The sequence below is a fragment of the Chryseobacterium balustinum genome, from assembly GCF_900168205.1.
GTDB lineage: Bacteria > Bacteroidota > Bacteroidia > Flavobacteriales > Weeksellaceae > Chryseobacterium > Chryseobacterium balustinum.
This window is the reverse complement of record NZ_FUZE01000006.1, coordinates 1-17,182: the sequence shown is the minus strand read 5'-3', so window position 1 is coordinate 17,182 and position 17,182 is coordinate 1. Positions and strand designations below refer to the sequence as shown.

At 34.4% G+C, this 17,182-nt stretch carries 18 protein-coding genes and 1 pseudogene; 3 read left to right on the top strand and 16 right to left on the bottom strand.

Going from position 1 to position 17,182, the window contains the following annotated elements:
• The 14 genes from B5X64_RS09265 to B5X64_RS09200 all read right to left on the bottom strand — a co-directional run bounded on the left by B5X64_RS09265 (position 1) and on the right by B5X64_RS09200 (position 12,399).
• Positions 1 to 2,457: a ligase-associated DNA damage response DEXH box helicase gene (locus B5X64_RS09265; protein WP_111944958.1), complete on the bottom strand. Its 2,457-nt coding sequence runs from the start codon at positions 2,455 to 2,457 to the stop codon at positions 1 to 3.
• 183 nt (positions 2,458 to 2,640) lie between these two features.
• Positions 2,641 to 4,221: an ATP-dependent DNA ligase gene (locus tag B5X64_RS09260; protein WP_079465110.1), complete on the bottom strand. Its 1,581-nt coding sequence runs from the start codon at positions 4,219 to 4,221 to the stop codon at positions 2,641 to 2,643.
• A 252-nt stretch (positions 4,222 to 4,473) separates the two neighbouring features.
• Complete coding sequence (locus tag B5X64_RS09255; RefSeq protein ID WP_079464954.1) at positions 4,474 to 5,493, bottom strand: ligase-associated DNA damage response exonuclease; 1,020 nt, start codon at positions 5,491 to 5,493, stop codon at positions 4,474 to 4,476.
• 47 nt (positions 5,494 to 5,540) lie between these two features.
• A complete protein-coding gene (locus B5X64_RS09250) occupies positions 5,541 to 5,786 on the bottom strand; it encodes a rhodanese-like domain-containing protein (RefSeq protein ID WP_228418844.1) in 246 nt (81 codons plus the stop codon).
• Between the two features lie 10 nt (positions 5,787 to 5,796).
• Entirely contained in the window at positions 5,797 to 6,099 is a 303-nt protein-coding gene (locus B5X64_RS09245; RefSeq protein ID WP_079464953.1) for a DUF3817 domain-containing protein, read from the bottom strand.
• Positions 6,100 to 6,101: 2 nt separating this feature from the next.
• On the bottom strand, positions 6,102 to 6,560 hold the full coding sequence (locus tag B5X64_RS09240) for a hypothetical protein (RefSeq protein WP_079465108.1): 459 nt from the start codon (positions 6,558 to 6,560) through the stop codon (positions 6,102 to 6,104).
• Between the two features lie 70 nt (positions 6,561 to 6,630).
• Positions 6,631 to 7,221, bottom strand: a complete 591-nt coding sequence (locus B5X64_RS09235) for a TetR/AcrR family transcriptional regulator (protein ID WP_079464952.1) — start codon at positions 7,219 to 7,221, stop codon at positions 6,631 to 6,633.
• Positions 7,222 to 7,310: 89 nt separating this feature from the next.
• Positions 7,311 to 8,387 (bottom strand): SDR family oxidoreductase, encoded by a 1,077-nt coding sequence (locus tag B5X64_RS09230; RefSeq protein WP_079464951.1) that lies wholly within the window; start codon positions 8,385 to 8,387, stop codon positions 7,311 to 7,313.
• A gap of 103 nt (positions 8,388 to 8,490) precedes the next feature.
• Complete coding sequence (locus B5X64_RS09225; protein ID WP_079464950.1) at positions 8,491 to 9,072, bottom strand: Crp/Fnr family transcriptional regulator; 582 nt, start codon at positions 9,070 to 9,072, stop codon at positions 8,491 to 8,493.
• A gap of 21 nt (positions 9,073 to 9,093) precedes the next feature.
• Positions 9,094 to 9,564, bottom strand: a complete 471-nt coding sequence (locus B5X64_RS09220; RefSeq protein WP_079464949.1) for a PPC domain-containing DNA-binding protein — start codon at positions 9,562 to 9,564, stop codon at positions 9,094 to 9,096.
• A gap of 6 nt (positions 9,565 to 9,570) precedes the next feature.
• Positions 9,571 to 9,966 (bottom strand): MauE/DoxX family redox-associated membrane protein, encoded by a 396-nt coding sequence (locus B5X64_RS09215; RefSeq protein ID WP_066678298.1) that lies wholly within the window; start codon positions 9,964 to 9,966, stop codon positions 9,571 to 9,573.
• A 3-nt stretch (positions 9,967 to 9,969) separates the two neighbouring features.
• Complete coding sequence (locus tag B5X64_RS09210; RefSeq protein ID WP_079464948.1) at positions 9,970 to 10,260, bottom strand: DUF3861 domain-containing protein; 291 nt, start codon at positions 10,258 to 10,260, stop codon at positions 9,970 to 9,972.
• A gap of 3 nt (positions 10,261 to 10,263) precedes the next feature.
• Entirely contained in the window at positions 10,264 to 11,385 is a 1,122-nt protein-coding gene (locus B5X64_RS09205) for an aldo/keto reductase (RefSeq protein WP_079464947.1), read from the bottom strand.
• Between the two features lie 30 nt (positions 11,386 to 11,415).
• On the bottom strand, positions 11,416 to 12,399 hold the full coding sequence (locus B5X64_RS09200; protein ID WP_079465107.1) for an aldo/keto reductase: 984 nt from the start codon (positions 12,397 to 12,399) through the stop codon (positions 11,416 to 11,418).
• Positions 12,400 to 12,560: 161 nt separating this feature from the next.
• Here B5X64_RS09200 and B5X64_RS09195 point away from each other — a divergent pair, with 161 nt between their 5' ends.
• Both B5X64_RS09195 and B5X64_RS09190 read left to right on the top strand, forming a co-directional pair.
• Positions 12,561 to 13,400, top strand: coding sequence for an AraC family transcriptional regulator (locus tag B5X64_RS09195; protein WP_079464946.1), 840 nt, complete (start codon positions 12,561 to 12,563; stop codon positions 13,398 to 13,400).
• An 81-nt stretch (positions 13,401 to 13,481) separates the two neighbouring features.
• Entirely contained in the window at positions 13,482 to 14,108 is a 627-nt protein-coding gene (locus B5X64_RS09190; protein ID WP_079464945.1) for a chloramphenicol acetyltransferase, read from the top strand.
• Between the two features lie 117 nt (positions 14,109 to 14,225).
• On the opposite strand, the gene B5X64_RS09185 is transcribed toward B5X64_RS09190, so the two are convergent.
• Complete coding sequence (locus B5X64_RS09185) at positions 14,226 to 14,975, bottom strand: NUDIX hydrolase (RefSeq protein ID WP_079464944.1); 750 nt, start codon at positions 14,973 to 14,975, stop codon at positions 14,226 to 14,228.
• Positions 14,976 to 15,274: 299 nt separating this feature from the next.
• Between B5X64_RS09185 and B5X64_RS09180 the strand changes: the two genes are divergently transcribed.
• The gene (locus B5X64_RS09180) at positions 15,275 to 16,696 is read left to right on the top strand and encodes a sugar MFS transporter (protein ID WP_066678310.1); all 1,422 of its coding nucleotides are present in this window, start codon (positions 15,275 to 15,277) and stop codon (positions 16,694 to 16,696) included.
• 282 nt (positions 16,697 to 16,978) lie between these two features.
• Here B5X64_RS09180 and B5X64_RS09170 read toward each other — a convergent pair.
• A pseudogene (locus B5X64_RS09170) lies at positions 16,979 to 17,182 on the bottom strand (IS5/IS1182 family transposase); the annotation flags it as partial.

Below are 17,182 nucleotides of genomic sequence, written 5' to 3'. Positions count from 1 at the left end.
TTATTCGTCCTTTATATTTCTTCCCGATTGTTTAATCAATTTCTGAATTCTTGCATCCAAATTTTCACTTGTCAAAGTCTGTCGTAGGCTGTCAACTTTTATTGGGAAACTTAAAGGTGTAAATTTATTTGAATATTTTAAAATAAGCTTAGATTTTTCGATCCGTTTGAAAGCTTCTACCAAACGCTGCTCCTGCAATTGCATATTGAAAACTTCAGTGTAAGCCTGTCTTACGAGAAAATGATTGGGATCATAATCTTCCAAAACTTTAAAAATCAATCCAGCCGAACTTTGCAAAGCTTTATTTGAACGTTGCTGTCCCGGAAAATTCTGAATCACCATTCCTGAAATCACTGCAATATCTCTGAATTTCCGTCTTGCCATTTCAGCTGAATTAATACTTGAAATTACATCAATCATTAAATTTTCTCTCGTCAATATTTTCTCCAGATTATCTTCATTCAAAGGGATTTCTTTATCGCTGAATAATTCAAAACCGTAATCATTCATTGCCATCGAAAAAGAAATAGGCGCCAATCTTGAAATCCTATAAGCAATTAAAGCTGCCATCACTTCGTGTACCAAACGGCCTTCAAAAGGATACATAAAGAGATGATAGCCTTCCCGGTTTTTAATCAGTTCAATCAAAAATTCATCTTCTTTTGGGATGTGTGATCGTTCTTCCTGATTGATTAATAAGGGATGCAAAAATTTCAATTCTTTTTCTGATGCTTTTGGATTTAATGCTCCGGATAATTTTTCTCTTAAGAAACGTCCTAAATTTGAACTTAAAGGTAATCTTCCACCCAAATAACTTGGTGCCATTGCTTTTCCTTTAGAAGCACGCACAAAAACCGTCATATCTTTTACCATCGCCACCTCCAGAACGCGACCAGCCAGAATAAATTTTTCTTCTTTTTTCAGCCTCGAAATAAAATATTCTTCAACCATTCCGATATATCCACCGGAAATAAATTTCACTTTTAGCATTGCATCACTTACAATTGCACCCATATTCATTCTGTGAAGCATCGCAATTTTTCTCGAAATGACTTTGTGCAGACCATCTTCCATTACCACAACTTTATGGTATTCTTCGTAGTTTTTCAGTGCACTTCCGCCAATTGTCAAAAAATCGATGATCTCTTTCCATTCTTCATCCCGGATTTCCTGAAAAGTATAAACCTGTTTAATTCTTTCAAATGTTTCTTCGGGAAAAAATCCATCACCAATCGCTAAAGTCATCAGAAACTGAACCAAAACATCAAAGCACAAAACCTGAGGTTCGCGAGGTTCAATTACATTTTGTTTTACGGCTTCTTTCAAAGCTGCCACTTCAATCAGTTCTAAAGAATGGGTAGGAACACAATAGATTTTTGACGTTTCAAAAGGGGAGTGTCCACTTCGTCCCGCCCTTTGGAGAAACCTCGCAACACCTTTTGCAGAACCAATTTGTATCACTGTATCCACAGGTTTAAAATCAATTCCTAAATCTAAAGATGAGGTGGAAACAACGGCTTTTAATTTTCCATTACTCAGATTTTCTTCGATCCAGATTCTTAAATGGGCATCGATCGAGCTATGATGAATTGCGATTTGTCCGGCAAAATCAGGATAAGCATCCAGTAATAATTGATACCACATTTCACTCTGACTTCGGGTATTGGTAAAAACAATCGTTGATTTAGATTCTAAAATAATCGGAACCACTTTATCTGCCAATTTATGACCGAGATGTCCTGCCCAAGGCAAAATTTCTACTTCATCAGGAAAAACAGAAATAATATCTATCTTTTTATGTTGTTTCGCTGTGATTTTTGTTTTCTTTATATCGTAAGGAATCAAAACTTCCATTGCTTCATCCAAGTTTCCTATCGTTGCCGTAATTCCCCAAATCTTCAGTTTTGGAACATATTTTCTCAACTGAGAAATTCCTAATTCAACAATCACTCCGCGTTTTGAACCCAATAATTCATGCCATTCATCAATGACAATACTTTGCAGATTCGAGAAGAATCTTGGGTGATTTTTTTGTCCGAGAAGAAGATGTAAACTTTCCGGTGTTGCAACTAAAATTTCCGGCATATTTTTTACCTGTTGCTGCCTCACTTTCGGGTTTGTATCTCCGTTTCTTACACCAACCAGCCAATCTAAACCAATCTCATCAATGGCTTCCTGCATTGCTTTGGCGATATCTTTTGAAAGGGATCGAAGTGGCGTAATCCAAATCATCTTTAATCCATTCTTATATTTTTCAGGATGATTCAGAAAATCAGAAATTAAAGCTAAAAAAACAGAATAGGTTTTCCCGAAACCCGTCGGAGCAACCACAATTCCGCTATAACCATTCCCGAATTTTTTCCAGGTATCTATTTGAAATTTGAACGGAGAAATCGATTTTTCCATCATCCAGTTTTGAATGATTTTGAATCCTTCGGTATTTTCGTAGTTGCTCAAATTTTGTTAATTGTTATTTTTAAACGCAAAGTTTTTTTGACATTCTCTTGCATGTTTTTCGTTCGCAAAGGCGTTTCACTCAGCTAAGAAATTTGCTATCATTTGCTGAACGCAGTGCCCTTGCGAATAAGAAATGTTTTCAAAAATTTAAATAAAAACCTTGCGACCATTGCGTTAAACACTTTATTGTATCAGTTTTTTAATCTCTTCAATATCATCAATTTCGTCAACGGTTTTATCTTTTCGCCATCTTAGAATCCTTGGGAAACGTAATGCGACACCACTTTTATGACGATTGCTGAAACCAATTCCTTCAAAAGCAATCTCAAAGACCAATTCAGCTTTCACGGTACGAACCGGACCAAATTTCTCAATAGCATTTTTATTCACAAACTTGCTGACTTCCATAATTTCTTTGTCGGTCAATCCGGAATAGGCTTTGGCAATCGTGACCAATTTATCTCCGTTTTTTACGGCAAAACTGTAATCGGTGTAGTAAGCACTTCGTCTTCCGCTTCCTTTTTGAGCATAAATAAGAACTGCATCAATTGTCATCGGATTGATTTTCCATTTCCACCAATCACCTTTTTTTCGTCCTGAATGATAATGTGAATTTTTCTGTTTCAGCATCAAGCCTTCACTGTTAATTTCTCTGGAATTTTCTCTTATTAAATCTAATTGATTCCAGTCTTCAAAACTGATTGCCTGAGAAATTTTTATGTTTTCTGGGGCTTCATTTAACAACAATTCTTCCAACATTGCTCTTCTTGCTGAGATTGGTTTTTCCCGCAAATCAGTTCCTTCGAGTTCTAAAATATCATATGCAAAAACTTCAATCGGAATTTCTGCGAGCATTTTTTTTGTTAACGTTTTACGGTTTAATCTTTTTTGTAATTCATTAAAATTTAAAACATTCCCTTCCTTTACCGCAAGTATTTCTCCATCAATTACAAAATTACCTCTCATCGCTTTTACGGTATCCGCAATTTCAGGAAACTGCTCGGTTACCAATTCTTCACCACGAGACCAAATAAAGACTTCATCATTTCTTTTGATGATTTGTCCACGAATTCCGTCCCATTTATATTCGATGAGCCAATCTTCAGGTTTTCCCAAATCTTCCAAATCTTTTTCCAAAGGATATGCAAGACAAAAAGGGTAGGGTTTTGAATTATCAGGATTAATATTTTCAGCAGAAATCAATTCTTTAAAGGAGATTTCATCAGGCTGCCATTTTCCCATCAAACTATGCATTAAAGTGCTTGCTTCCTGTCCGGAAAATTTTGTCAAAGAATTTATCAATGTTTTTGACGAAACACCAATTCTGAAACTTCCGCCTAATAATTTATTGAAAATCAAACGCTCAGTATAATCCAATCCGTTCCACGAATTAAGAACGAATTCTTTCTTTTCAACATCCATTTTATTTTTTAAGCCGATAATTTCACGCATCCATTCAGACAACGTTTTTTCAATTTTTTCGGTTGGAGGCGGAAGAATTAACGATAGCGTTTCGCCTAGATCTCCAACCGATGAATAGCTTTCCTGAAATAGCCAAAACGGTAATTGTGTAATTTCCAACGCCCATTCTTTCATAAAATTGGTGTTGACATTTCGCTTGGGTCTTTTGCCCGTAAACAAAGCGATGAACCACAATTTATCATCATCTGGAGCTCGTTCCAAATAATCGATGATAGCATCGATTTTAGCATTGGTTTTATTGGTGCTTTCGAGAGCGTTGATGAGTTCTGCGAAATTTTTCATTCTAAATTTTGTTTTTTTGGGCAGCTTAATTCGCCTTCCGTTCCCAATCTTTTTTTGCAAAACGTTTTCAGATATAATCAAAATTTGTACTTAGCAAAAAAAGGATTTACACTCAAGTCGGGCTGCGATTATTTGACCCTTAGCAATCCGTAATTAACAGGTCGCTCCTACGGAGCTATATCTCTTGGTTATTAATATCTGCTATTAACAGTTGGCTTCTATGAAGCCTTCAGATCCAAAAACCTTGAAAGTTCAATTTTCAATAATTGTTTTCTCTTTTTCTACTTCTTCATCATCATCTCCATACAAAGTTTCCACCACATCAGATTTAATTCCGATTTCGTTTAAATATTTTGAAAAAACTTCGGTTTGTCCGTGTGTAACGTGAACGATTTCGGCTTCGGTAGCTTTTATTGCCTGTAAAAGACCTTTCCAATCAGCGTGGTCGCTCATTGGAAAACCAGCGTCCATACTTCGCCATCTTCTGGCGCCGCGAACCTGCATCCATCCTGAACAAATTGCCGTTGCAGCGTCAGGAATTTTCTTAATCACATTACTATCTAATAAAGCCGGCGGAACAATCACAATGTCACCTTGAACGTGCTTGATACTTTCCCTAAAATCAGGAACTTCATAATCTGGAAGTACGATTCCTACTTCTTCAAAGGCTTTATTCAATTTTCCGATCGAGTAGTGGACGTGGATTTTTCCCATTCCTTCCACGGCTTTCATAATTCTTTGCGCTTTACCCAAAGAATATCCGATGAATACAGATGTTTTTTCATTCTCCTGATTTCTGAGAACCCAATTTTGAAGTCTCTTATTTAAATCGGGAACTTCCAACCAGTTGTAAATCGGAAGTCCGAATGTACTTTCAGTAACGAATTCATTACATTTTACCACTTCAAAAGGAGTGCTCAAACCATCATCCTGAATTTTATAATCTCCTGAAACTACAGTTACATAACCTTTATATTCAAGACGAATCTGTGCCGAACCAATAATATGCCCAGCCGGATGAAGCGAAAGTTTAACGCCATTGATATCCAAAACTTCACCATACTGCAAAGTCTGACATTCAATATCCGGAGAAATTCTTTGATGTAAAATGGGTTTTGTAAAATGATGGCAAAGATATTTTTTCATTCCCCAACGAGCGTGATCGGCGTGTCCGTGAGTGATGACCGCAAAATCAACAGGTCGCCAAGGATCAATATAAAATTTTCCCTGCGGACAGTAAATACCTTTGTTTGTAAATGTGATGAGTTTCAAAAGTGTGATGATTAGTGTATTTCTGAATATTCAAAAACCTAACCAAATTATTTCTTTTCAAGACTTTTCTGCAAATCGCTCCATGCACCGCCGTTATAAACTTTTTTTAAGCCTTTTTCTTTTAAAATATGTTCTGCTTTTACGCTTCTTAAACCGTGCGAACAAACTGTGATATATGTTGTATCGGGAGCAAGTTCTACATATCTTTCACGGATTGTTCCTAAAGAAATATTCTGCGAACCAACAATATGTCCGGTTTCAAATTCTTTTCCATTAGCTTTTGTATTTCCAATCGAGATGATTTCATAATCTGCTTAAAATTTTATAGTCAATATAGAATGTTCCAAACGGAATAACGCATGCCAACAATACCTTCCAGGTTATTTCTTTAAACTTCCAGTTTTGCTCGGCACCAACACTTAATGTATTAAATAGAAAAAGCAGAAATAATGTGCCGTGAATTGGTCCCATCATTTTTACAAATGCAGGATTATCTAATCCATATTTTAGAGGAACTGCGATGAATACTAAGGTTAATAATGAAATTCCTTCAAGAATTGCGATAATTCTTAAACGTCCGATTTTAGTTTTAAATAAATGAATCATAATTATCTGAAATAAGGTCTGTTTGCAAGTGGAGAAAAGGACCAAGGAATAGCAATAAAAATAATAAGTAAAGCAATGATAAAATAGATCAACATTATTTTAAACTTCTCTTTATCAGTTGTTTTTCTCTTGGAAACGGCTGAACCAATTGTAATTAAAATAATCGAAAACAGCATTAAAAAAATGTGAATCATTCCAAAAAATAAAAGATCAAATGATTCTTTAGCTTCATTGAAATTCTTCCAAAAATATTTGATAATCGGGCTTTGAGAATATAAAATAATTCCTAAAACCAATTGAACATGAGCAATTGTTGCCGTCCAATGTCTTATGGAGTTATCTGCCTTTGTAAATTCTTTATTCGAAAAATAACCTTTATAAGCTCTGAAAATTGAGTATAATAAACTCAGTAAAACTAGCCATCGAACAGTGGAATGCAGAAATGTAAGTGCCTGGTACATTATCAAATTTTTATCAACATGACAAAGATAAAATAAAAACATACTAATTAGTATGTTTTTTAAGAAAAAATTATTCCAGACTATTAAAATAAGATTTAAGTCCTTTTAAATAAATAAGATAAACTCCTTTAGAATTTTCTAATTTCCCTAAATTCCGAACACCCCAATAACCCGACATCACAAAAACAGTAACTTCTTTTGCATTAACCTCCGATTTTATTGTACCATTTTCTTTTCCCTTTTCAATCGCATTGATCATTGCTTTCTCCCATTCCAGAGAAAGTTCGTTTAAAGCTTTTGTAAATTCAATATTCCAGGGAGCCATTTCCTGAGTAAAATTGGAAGCCGGACAACCATATTCAACCTTTAAATCTTCGTTTTCTATCAGTAAATGGTACATCAGATTATAAATTGTATCTAAAGGATTTACATCACTTTGAAAAGGCTCAGTAAAAGTATTTTTAAAAGTAGGTTTCATTCGTTCATTGATGATTGCCAAACCCATTTCATCCTTCGTTTTAAAGTGATAATAGAAAGCTCCTTTTGTCACTTGAGTCGTTGCAATAATCTCGTCAACGCTGGTCGTTTGATATCCGTGACTGTAGATTAGTTCAAATGCTTTTTGAAGAATATTCTGGCGTGTTGCTTCCGATTTTTTCATAAAATACCAATTGGTCTGTTTTACAAAGGAACAAATTTTATTAATCAAAAAAAAGAGCTGCTTAACAACAACTCTTTTATATTAACGAACTAAGGAATCAGATTTTCTTCCTTTAATTTTTTAAACAAATCAATAAAAGATTCTTCTGTATTTTGATATTCCAGAAAACCTGATTTTCTACTGTTGCTCATGTCAGTCATTACTTCCAGAGGTCTTCCTAAATCTAAATCGGTATGCCACGCTGAAGATAAACGATCTAAATTATTTTCTTTTAAACCATATTTTTCAGCAATTGTTTTCCAGATCTCATGATTGTTTTGCATTTCTTTTTCTAGAGGTTTAATTTCATTTTCGAAACCGACAGCTTCTATATCAAACCAATCTGCAAGTCTTTTCCAAAGCCATTTCCAGCGAAACACATCACCGTTCGAGATATTAAATGCTTTATTTTTAGCCTCTTCTGAAGTTGATGCCCAAACCAATTGTTTCGCCAAAATTCTGGCGTCTGTCACATCAGAAATTCCGTTCCATTGTGCAGAAGATCCCGGCCAGATAAATTTCCTGCCTGTTTCTTTGCAAATACTTGCATAAACCGCCAAAGTAGTTCCCATATTCATCGCATTTCCTACTGCATACCCAATTACAGTATGCGGTCTGTGAATGCTCCAGGTAAAACCATCTCTTTCAGAAGCTGCATAAACCTCATCTTCCTGAGCATAATAAAAATTGGGTAGCGGAAGTCTAGGTTGCTCTTCTCTTAAAGGAGTTTCCGGTAATTTTCCTTCTTTTGCATAGGCTTCGAATGGTCCTAAATAATGCTTCAATCCTGTAACCAAAGCAACATGTTTTACAGATTTTTTTGGAGACAAAACATTTAACAGATTTCTAATTAAGGCGCTGTTTACACGAATGTTTTCTTCTTCTGTATCATTTCGCATCCAGGTTGTGAAAAAAATGTGAGTAGGAGAGATATTTCCTAATGCTTTTTCTAAACTTTGTACGTCTAGTAAATCAGCTTTTACCGGGATTAATCCTTCAATATTATTGTTTGTATTTCTGGATATTCCGTAAGTTGTCCAGCCTTGAGATATAAGTTCCTGAGCGAGATTGCTTCCCGTAATTCCAGTTGCACCGACAACTAAGGCAATATTTTTATTGTTTTCCATAATGTAAAATTTCTTCTACAAAATTATGGTGGTGATCAGCGAAAATACTTGATCTATATCATGAGTTTCAGTTGACCTCAGTCAAGTTTACATTCAGTAAGAATTAACCTTTCAACAAAATTTTCTTACGAATTCGGCTGATCGTTTCCGGAGCCAAACCAAGGTAGGATGCAATCAGATTATGTGGAACTCTTTTGATCATTTCGGGATTTTTTTGAACTAACTGAAGATATTTTTCCTCAGCTGTATAACTGTTTGAAGCTATTAAACGATAATCTTTCGTCACCAAACTATTTTGGTACAAAATCCTAAAGTAACGATCCATCACTGGAATCTTCAGCATTAGTTTATCATAATCTTCAAGAGTGATCATGAGCAATTCTGTTTCTTCAACAGCATCGATATTCAAAACCGCTTTTTCCTGATTGATAAAACTCTTAAAATCTGAAATCCACCAACCTTCAAATGCAAACATATTGATGTTTTCACCTCCTTTTTCATCAGTAAAATAAGACTTTAGCAAACCTTTATTAACAAAAGAAAGGCATTTACAAACATCGCCTTCCTGCAACAAATATTGTTTTTTCTTCAATTTTTTAACCGAAAAAAAAGACTGTAGTTCAGTTTTTTCTTCTTCAGTTAAACTGACTTTGTTTTGAATATGAGAAATAAGAATGTCAAACATTTGAAAAAATATAAAACAAAATTAAGGTTTCTCATCAGACTTTTCAAAATCATAGAGATTGATTCCTACTTCTTCATTTTTAGTTTTATATACCGTTGTTTCTAAAGGATAGAAAAAGAATTCTCCTGCGCCCCGAATTCTTGCATCTTGCAAATGCCCGGCAATTGCAGAATAATCCTGTCGTCCCAAAGTAATGTGAAGATGAAGCAACGGTTTTTCGTCAAGTACAGAAACATTTCCAGAAATATTGGTAACTTCCATTTGTTCATCAAACTTCTTATCAACATAATCTTTCGTTGAGAAATCAAAAAACCTCAGCGTTGCTTCACTTACCGCACCAATTCCTGTTACCTGACCAGATTTGATATTCTGATTTAGTACAAAATCATTCAAAGCTTGTACAATGCTAGATTTGTCTTTAATGCTAACAATATAATTATTTTCAACTTTTTTGGAGGTCCAAAGTTCGCCTTCTAAAATTCGTTCGTTCATAGCTTATTAAATTAATGGTTGATTTTCTTCAGAACTGTATTTTAAATAAAACCACAAAAGCGCAAACAGATACAAAGAATGGAGTAGTTGTGCTTCAATAGCTGACCAATTTTCAATAGAACTGCTTCCCAAAATCAAAATACTCATCAAGGCAATTGCAGAATATATCGTTAGTTTAGGTTTAAAACCAATTAAAAGAGAAATTCCTATAATCGCTTCTAAGAATGGCAAAACATATCCGAAAGGCGTAATCAACGCTTCAGGAATTGCAGATTTCTCCATAGACTTTACCATTCCTTCGGTGAAGGTCTGTAATTTTGGTAATCTTACCAATCCGTGTCCTGCTAATGAAATGGCAATTGGAAGTCTTAAAAAGAAAAATATGGTTTTAAAGTCTTTCATAGTTTACTGACTTTTCAGTTTTTTCATAAATTCTGTGATAGCAGGTCGCAAGTCTTCAAATAAAGGATGTTGCTTGTTTTTTAGCATCACTTCTGTGAATAGCTTTAATCCTAAACTAAATTCGTTTACGGTATTTTCATCCTCAAAAATATTTTTAGATTTTATCACCTCAAAAATTTTAAAAAGATCATCATGATTTTCAAATTCAAAACTTAGTTTTTTTTCAGCTGAAGAACCATCTTTAAGCGACAATTCATTCAGTTGAAGTTGATATTTATTATTTCTTTTTTCCATAATTTATCCTTTTGGAACAGGTGCATTTTCTTCTATTAACTTTTCTTTCTTTAATTCTGCCCAGAAACCTGCAGGAATTTTCGCTTTAAATGAAGCTGCATTTTCCTGAGCCTGTTTAACGGTGTGAGCTCCCGGAATCACTCCTGAAACCACGTCCGGAGCAGCTGCAAACTGAAGAGCAGCCGTTCTTACATCTACTTTATGATTATTAGCGACACGCTGTAAAGACGCCAGTTTTTCTTTAACTCCCGCTGGAAAGTCTCCATTATATAAATAACGGTCTTTACCGGACAAAAAGCCTGCACATAAAGGTGCACCTACAACAATTGAAATATCTTTTTCAGCAGCTTTCGGGAAAACTTTATTCAAATCATCTTTGTGATGAATCAATGAATACTGACAAGCAGATAAGAAAACATCGGGATCTGAAACTTCGATGGCTTTTAAAATGGGTTCAATCGTGTTTACGCCAAATCCCCAGCCTTTAATCAAACCTTCTTCACGCATTTTGATCAATTCGGGCATAGCCCCTTTTGCGGCAATATCAAAATATTTTTCCCAATCGCCTTTCATATCTTTGTTATCAGGAGACAGATCATGAATGAAAACGATGTCTAATGAAGCAACGCCCAATCTTTGCAAGCTGTCTTCTACACTTTTTCTAGCTCCTGCAGCAGAATAATCGTAGTCATAAGAAAAATTGAGTTTTCCTTTCCATAATCCGTCTAATTTGAAATCATCGTGAGGTTTCAGAATTCTTCCGATTTTTGTGGAGAGTGTAAATTCGTCACGTTTTTTATCTTTCAAAAACAATCCCATTCTGTGTTCGCTAAGCCCTAAACCGTACCAAGGTGAAGTGTCAAAATAACGAACTCCGGCATTCCATGCTGCCTCAATGGATTGCAGACATTCAATATCCGGGTTGGCATTAAATCCGTTTCCTAAAGCAACTCCGCCAAAGCCTGATTTATTTTTTGGTCTGAATCTTTTTCCAAGGCCTGTATTTTCAAATTGTTCCATACTATTTTCTTTTAATAATTGGGATGCAAAAGCAGGAACGGCAGATGATGCCATTAATCCTGCAGCTGCGAGTCCGCTGTTTTTTAAGAAAGTTCTTCTTTCCATTTTATTATTGTGAGTGGTGATTTTTAAAATTTAAAAAGCATTGACCAAATCGTCAATAGTTTTTAATTCTTCTTTGCTTAAGCTAATATCAATTGCTTTTGCATTTTGTACAGCCTGTTCCGCATTTCTGGCTCCTGCCAAAGCGATGGTAATTCCAGGTCTTTCTATTGTCCATCTCAAAACAAGTTGTCCTAAACTTGCATTATGGTTTTCTGCAATCGGTTTTATTTTATCTAAAAGCTGATTTGTTTTTTCAATAAATTCTGGTTGGAAGTGTGGTAGTTTTGCTCGATGATCTCCTTCCTGAAACTTATAATCGATAGTGATTTTTCCTGTCAGCAAACCTCTTTCTAAAGGACTGTATGCCAAAATAGATTTATTGTGATCTATACAGTAAGGAACTGTCTCTTCCTCAATTCCACGATTAACCATACTAAACGGAATCTGGTTGGAAACTAAATTCAATGTTTTTTCTGCTTCTGCCATTTGTTGAGCATTATAATTACAAACTCCTGCAAAACGAACCTTTCCCTGATCGATCAATCTTGAAACGGCTTCAAAAGTCTCGTCAATCGGTGTGGTAGAATCCGGCCAGTGAATTTGATACAGATCGATGTAGTCTGTGCCTAATCTTTTTAAACTTTGTTCGCATTCATAGATGATGCTTTCTTTTCCTGCATATTTATAGACATCAATATCTTGTCCGTCATTATTTTTGCTGTGCATTGCAAAATCTCCTTTCGCCAAATCCCAACGCATTCCGAATTTAGTAAGAATCTGTACTTTATCACGGGAAATACTTTTGATGGCTTCACCCACTATTTCTTCACTTGTTCCCTGTCCGTAAATAGGAGCCGTATCAATAGAACTCACACCAACATCGTAAGAAGCTTTTATGGCTTCAATAGCATCATTTCTATCTGTACTTCCCCACATCCAGCCTCCTGCAGCCCAAGCTCCAAAGGTGATTGCTGAAATTTCTAAATCGCTGTTTCCTAATTTTCTGTATTGCATTGCTGTATAATATTTTTTTAATGAATTGTGAATAATAAAAAGATTAACTTGATTTTTATTCAACATCTACAAAGGAGATGCAGAATAAGCTATTACAAATTTTGTCAAAAAAAACGGCAAAACACTTGTAATAATTATATAACAAATTGTAATTTTATTACATGAAGAGAAAACAGTTTGAGCCTTTGGAGCTTGATTGCTTTGAAGCTGAAGTTTATCCGTTTCCCAATCACAGTCATACCTATTACGAACTTGTTTTTATTGTAAAAGGAACAGGAAATCATCACATCAATAAATTGGTGATCCCTTATAAATCCGGAGACCTTTATCTGATCTCTCCGGATGATGAGCATTTTTTTGACATCAAAAAATCAACCAAATTCTGTTTTATAAAATTTAACGACAGTTATTTTAATTTTCACAAAAATCTTTCACCGGACGATATTTTCATGGCTTCACCTTTTGATATTATGCGAAACCCTGTCTTTAAAGAAGAAAAACTAAGGTTTAATGAGCCATGCAAAAGCATTTTAAAGAAGACTGTTGAAAACATTTTTGAGTATCACCAATATCATAAAGTTTCAGATTCGCCGATTGTCTTTTTTCAGATCATGTCGCTTTTTGGTTTAATCCGTGAAGTTTCAATGAAAAACATGACGTTTAATATCGACCGGAAAACTCCAGAAAAGGAAGATCTTATCACCTATATCCACAAGAACATTTATAATCCTGAACTTATCAGAATGCAAATCATTGCTCAACATTTCAGTATTTCACCAGGTTATTTCAGTAATTATTTTAAACGAAATTTTGAAGTAAGTTATCGGGATTACGTGAAAAATTATAAATTAAGGTTAATAGAACGGAGAATTCTGTCGGGTAAAATGACCATGAAGCAGATTGCCTTCGAGTTTGGGTTTACAGATGAAAGCCATCTCACCAATTATTTTAAAAAGCAGATGAAAATGAATCCTTCTCAGTATAAATTGAAGTTTGCATAATAATTTTTCAAAAAATCAAATTTCTGTTTTTCGTCACTTTAGAATTAATAAATCTTACGGAAATTTGCAAAAAATAAATCAATGAAGGTTATAGATGTAGAAAGTTGGAACAGAAAAGAGCATTTTGAATTTTTTTCTAAAATGAAAAGCCCGTATTTCGGATTTACAACGGAGGTAGACTGCACGAAAGCTTATGATAAAGCCAAAAGAGAAGGTCATTCTTTTTATGCTGTTTATCTTTATAAATCAATGGTGGCAATTAATACTGTGGATGAATTAAAACTCAGAATTGTTGACGGACAAGTGATTTTGTATGATGAGGTACATGTAGGAGGCACAATTGGAAGAGCAGACGGAACGTTTGGGTTTTCATTTTTTCACTATTCTCAAGACTTTGAAACTTTTAACGAAAGACTTCAAGAAGAAATTAAATCTGTGCAAAATTCTACAGGTTTAGGAATAAGCAACGATGTTTTACCAATTAATCACATTAGGCATACTACAATCCCGTGGAACTCATTTACTACCATTTTGCATCCGACCAATTTTGATCCTAAAGAATCTATACCAAAGATTGCATTTGGAAAATTCACCATTCGTGAAGGTAAAAAGTATCTTCCGGTTTCCATTGAGGCACATCATGGATTGGCAGACGGGATTCATTTAGCAAAATATATAGAAGAATTTGAAAGACAGTTAAGCTTATAAATAGTTGATGGTTTTTAGTTGGTAGTTTATGGCCGAAATTGAAAGTATTAAAAACTAAAATATATTGCAATAACTTCATACAAAAAGAAAAATCCTGAGTAAATCAGGATTTTTTTATTACCAATTGCTTAGTCCGTTTTCTAATGCTTTTTTATAATTTTCTTCGTCAAAAGAGTAGAGGTCGGGAGATTTGTGGGCACCACCACGACGTTGCTCATTTAATTTTCTGAGAATCTCTAAATTTTTTATTTTTCTGTAAAAGTTACCGCGGTTAAGCTCTTTCCCCAGAATGGTTTCGTACAACTTTTGTAATTCTGAAAGTGTGAATTTTTCAGGCAATAAATTATAACCGATAGGCTTATACGTAATTCTTTCACGCAAAGTCAATAGAGCTTTTTCTATAATTTCACGATGATCCATTGCCAATTCTATTTCGTTTAGCTGGCTCAGAGAAATCCATTCACATTTTTCACTGAGCTCATCCACGACAAGGTTTGCATTATCCGGATTGTACAAAGCATAATATCCTATGGAAACAAAACGTTGTTTCTGCCATAGAGAGTCGTCGAAGTCTTCAAAATAAAATTCGCTTCTTTTATTTTTACCAAAAACAGCAAACTCTTCTAAATATACATCAGAAATTCCTGCTCGCTCTTTTAAAACCCGTTTCGCTGCATCATCTATATCTTCTTCTTTTTTTACATAACCTCCCGGTAAAAGCCATTGCTTACGATACGTCATCTGAAGAAGAAGAACCTTTAATTCACTTTGATCAAAACCAAAAACTACAGGGTCTGCAGAAAGGTGTGGAAGAAAAAGATCTTTTGCCTCCTCAGATTTCTTTAAAAATTGTTGTTGTGAATCCATAAAACTGTTTGTGAATACTTAGTGTGACAAATTTAACATTAAAAATTTAACATTACCCTAATAATACATTTCCGCAACTGTTTTTAGGTATTTTTTAACTTTTATCTTTACTATAAATTCATTATGAAGCAATGAGATTTTCGTTTTCAAATCAATAATAAATAATTAAAAATCAATTAATTACTTCTTTATTTTCATTTAATATCATCTTAAAATCGGTCATCTAAATTAAATTTATTGTCTCAAATTAAGAGATTATCAGCAAAAGAGATTATCTTAGCCTCTTAATTTTAATGTATATGATAAATAATGAAGTACAATCTAAAAGGAATTATACCATTCCTTTGATTACTATTACGCTTTTATTTTTTATGTGGGGATTCATCACATGCATGAATGACATCCTCATCCCATACCTGAAACAACTGTTTAAACTGACATTTTTCGAATCGATGTTGGTACAATTCTGTTTCTTTGGAGCTTATTTTATAGGTTCGCTAATTTATTTTCTGGTTTCTACATCAAGCGGAGATCCCATCAACAAAGTAGGTTACAAAAAAGGAATTCTTTTCGGAATTTTCCTTGCGGCTTTCGGATGTATTTTATTTTATCCGGCGGCAACATTCTCTTCTTACGGATTGTTTTTAGGAGCTTTATTCGTTCTTGGATTAGGATTTACCGTTCTTCAGATTACTGCAAACGCTTACGTTTCGCTTTTAGGTTCGGAAGATTCTGCATCAAGCCGACTGAATATGACGCAGGCTTTCAATGCCTTCGGAACAACGATTGCTCCGGTTTTGGGTGGACATTTAATTTTTGAATTCTTCTCTGCAGCAGATGGATCTTTCTCAGCAGTCGCAACAAGAATTCCTTATTTAATTTTTGCGGGAATTTTATTATTGGTGGCTTTATTGATTTCAAGAGTAAAGTTGCCATCATTCCAAACTGCGGAAGAGGAAATTGAAAAAGGCTTTGGAGCTTTTAAGTTTAATCACTTAAAGTTCGGCGTTTTTGCGATGTTCTGTTATGTAGGTGGGGAAGTGGCAGTAGGAAGTTTTATCATCAGCTTTTTAGAGCAGCCTCAGATCATGAATCTTTCTGAAGTAGTAAGTAAAAACTATCTTTCTCTATATTGGGGTGGTGCAATGATCGGCCGTTTCTTAGGTGCGATTTCATTAAATCATTCGATCAGTCAAGGAAAGAAAGCATTATATATGTTGGGAGCTGCAGCTGCGGTTTTCCTAGTAATTTTTAGCATTGTTGATCTTACGTTTTCACAAATTAGTTTCTTCTTGGTATTTATTGCTTTAAATTTTGTGGCATTCTTTGTTGGGAAATCTGCTCCGGCAAGAACGTTATCGATTTTTGCAGGAATCAACGTTTTATTACTGATTTCAGCGATGTTAAACCACGGCGAATTGGCAATGTACAGCATTTTAGGAATCGGAATTTTCAACTCGATTATGTTCTCTAATATTTATACACTTGCCATTTCAGGATTAGGAAAATACACGAGTCAAGGATCTTCATTGGTCGTAATGGCTATTTTAGGTGGTGCGATTGTTCCTATTTTCCAGGGTTATTTGGCGGATGTTTTCGGCGTACAGCAATCATTTATTATTCCTGTGTTCTGTTATATTGCCATCTTAATTTTTGGTGCGTATTGTACTAAATATTTAAGCCATGTAAAACAGGATGCTGATGCAAAATCTGGACATTAAGATTTTTAATTTTATATATGGAAAAACCTGCTTTGAAGCAGGTTTTTTTGTTTTTATATTGTCAATCAAATTTAAAGTTATCAATTAATTCTATCTTATTTATAAAGTAGTCAAATTTTAATTCTAAATAATTAGCAAAACCGCTATTACTATTATTATAAAAATTCAGCAGCTCAATATCGTTAATTTTAGATTCTACGTTTAATTTATATTTTCCAGCAGCTCTATCATATTCATAAACTTCCTTTTCTCTATATTTAACCAAATAATCGTTAAACCTGTTTAAACTTTTATTTTTCTGAGAAACAAGATAGAGAAAGCGAGATAATGTAGATTTGTCCAAGTAATATTCAAAGTCTCAAACCTTACTAATAAAGCTTTGAAGCTATCGAGCCATGCATTTGCTTTTTCTATTTTGAATCTTCTTTTATACAACTCATTATCAAAATATTTTTCATTCTTTGTATCCCTGTTACGAGGATTCCC

Excerpts from the sequence above, each read along its gene's own strand:
- B5X64_RS09245 (WP_079464953.1), bottom strand. The coding sequence starts at position 6,099 with ATGATTCATTTATTTAAAACTAAAATCGGACGTTTAAGAATTATCGCA.
- B5X64_RS09200 (WP_079465107.1), bottom strand. The coding sequence starts at position 12,399 with ATGCAATACAGAAAATTAGGAAACAGCGATTTAGAAATTTCAGCAATC.
- B5X64_RS09190 (WP_079464945.1), top strand. The coding sequence starts at position 13,482 with ATGAAGGTTATAGATGTAGAAAGTTGGAACAGAAAAGAGCATTTTGAA.
- B5X64_RS09185 (WP_079464944.1), bottom strand. The coding sequence starts at position 14,975 with ATGGATTCACAACAACAATTTTTAAAGAAATCTGAGGAGGCAAAAGAT.
- B5X64_RS09230 (WP_079464951.1), bottom strand. The coding sequence starts at position 8,387 with ATGGAAAACAATAAAAATATTGCCTTAGTTGTCGGTGCAACTGGAATT.
- B5X64_RS09215 (WP_066678298.1), bottom strand. The coding sequence starts at position 9,966 with ATGAAAGACTTTAAAACCATATTTTTCTTTTTAAGACTTCCAATTGCC.
- B5X64_RS09205 (WP_079464947.1), bottom strand. The coding sequence starts at position 11,385 with ATGGAAAGAAGAACTTTCTTAAAAAACAGCGGACTCGCAGCTGCAGGA.
- B5X64_RS09195 (WP_079464946.1), top strand. The coding sequence starts at position 12,561 with ATGAAGAGAAAACAGTTTGAGCCTTTGGAGCTTGATTGCTTTGAAGCT.
- B5X64_RS09235 (WP_079464952.1), bottom strand. The coding sequence starts at position 7,221 with ATGAAAAAATCGGAAGCAACACGCCAGAATATTCTTCAAAAAGCATTT.
- B5X64_RS09180 (WP_066678310.1), top strand. The coding sequence starts at position 15,275 with ATGATAAATAATGAAGTACAATCTAAAAGGAATTATACCATTCCTTTG.
- B5X64_RS09260 (WP_079465110.1), bottom strand. The coding sequence starts at position 4,221 with ATGAAAAATTTCGCAGAACTCATCAACGCTCTCGAAAGCACCAATAAA.
- B5X64_RS09210 (WP_079464948.1), bottom strand. The coding sequence starts at position 10,260 with ATGGAAAAAAGAAATAATAAATATCAACTTCAACTGAATGAATTGTCG.
- B5X64_RS09220 (WP_079464949.1), bottom strand. The coding sequence starts at position 9,564 with ATGAACGAACGAATTTTAGAAGGCGAACTTTGGACCTCCAAAAAAGTT.
- B5X64_RS09225 (WP_079464950.1), bottom strand. The coding sequence starts at position 9,072 with ATGTTTGACATTCTTATTTCTCATATTCAAAACAAAGTCAGTTTAACT.
- B5X64_RS09240 (WP_079465108.1), bottom strand. The coding sequence starts at position 6,560 with ATGTACCAGGCACTTACATTTCTGCATTCCACTGTTCGATGGCTAGTT.